At 38.9% G+C, this 1,483-nt stretch carries 1 protein-coding gene; it reads left to right on the top strand.

Translation table 11 applies throughout. From position 1 onward, the window contains the following. Positions 1–116 precede the first annotated feature (116 nt). Positions 117–1,444, top strand: a protein-coding gene (locus IR135_RS11475) for an IS3 family transposase (protein ID WP_135099502.1) whose coding sequence is annotated in 2 segments (ribosomal slippage) — positions 117–492 and positions 492–1,444 — 1,329 coding nt in all. Because the reading frame shifts where the segments join, the coding sequence is not laid out codon by codon here. Positions 1,445–1,483: the final 39 nt, after the last annotated feature.

The raw sequence follows: 1,483 nt of genomic DNA, 5'->3' as shown, positions 1-1,483 counted from the left end.
TGAACTGTAACCCGAATAATAGACAGCTTATAAAAAGCGTCTCTTATTCGGGTTTTTCTATGCCCTAAAGATTATCTTGTTTATACTTAAATAAACTATCTGTACGGAGGGCTATCATGGCTAGACATTTTACGTCTTTTGAAATTAAAGAACTGGAACAAAACCCAAATGTATTGAGGGTATCTGATCGATCTATTACGTATCATCCAGAATTTAAAATACGCGCGGTAGACGCACATGAACAAGGCTTTAGTCCCACACAAATCTTCCTCAATCATGGATTTGATTTGTCTGTCGTGGGTAAAGAACAACCAAGCCGATGCTTGTCACGATGGCGTCAAACATATGCGCAATACGGACAAAGCGGTTTGGAACGTGACCAGCGTGGAAAAGGCGCTTCAGGTCGTCCAACGAATAAAGCACTGAACAGTGATGAGAAATTAAAGAAAGCTGAAGCACGGATTAAATATTTGGAAGCTGAAAATGATTTTCTAAAAAAGCTCGAGATGAAAGAAAGGCAGGCGAAACAAAACCGTCGCAGTTAAAACCATGTGAGACTTATGAATTAATAGAGATGATTTGCCGGAACCATCAACTCAAAAATATGATTACTTACCTGTGTATGCTGGGAGAGGTGTCGAGAAGTGGCTATTATGCTTGGAAAAATAACGAAGCAAACAGATCTGTTAGACAAATCAATGATGAAGCAGACATTGTTCTCATTAAGAAAATCTATGATGCTGAGAAAGGTAAAGTCGGTGCCTTACAAATTAAAATAATCTTAGACAATGATTATCATATTATTATGAATCACAAAAAGATTAGACGACTGATGAAAAAATATAATCTAGTGGCACGCATTCGTAGAGTGAATCCTTATAAATTAATGATGAAAGCAACGCAGGAACATAAAACGTGTAAAAACTTATTGAAGCGTGAGTTTGACCAAAGAGAGCCAGGTAAGGTCCTGTTAACCGATATCACCTACCTGTATTACGGTAAAGGTCAGAAAGCCTATTTATCCTGCGTGAAAGATGGTGCGACTCGAGAGATTGTGGCGCATGTGGTCACCACATCATTGAAAATGAACATCGTGTACCGGACTTTAAAACAACTCTCCAATACCGTGGATGAGTTCCATCCAGAAGCACTCATTCATTCCGACCAAGGCTTCCACTATACCCATCCGGAGTTCCAGTCTAAAGTGAAACAAATGGGATTGGTACAATCCATGTCGCGTCGGGGGAACTGCTGGGACAATGCTTCAATGGAATCATTCTTCGGGACTTTCAAAGATTGGGTCGATTATAAATCTTGTGAATCCTTAGACGAACTCAAACATCAAACAAATGAATATATTAATAAGTATAATAATGAGCGCTATCAATGGGGACTAAATAAGATGACCCCGGCACAATACAGGGGTCATCTACTCACAGCGTAACGCTTTTATTAAATTGTCTATTTTATAGGTTATAGTTCA

The sequence above is a fragment of the Jeotgalicoccus nanhaiensis genome (assembly GCF_015235105.1).
In the GTDB taxonomy this organism is placed as follows: Bacteria; Bacillota; Bacilli; order Staphylococcales; family Salinicoccaceae; genus Jeotgalicoccus; species Jeotgalicoccus nanhaiensis.
This window is presented reverse-complemented; position numbering and strand designations above follow the sequence as displayed.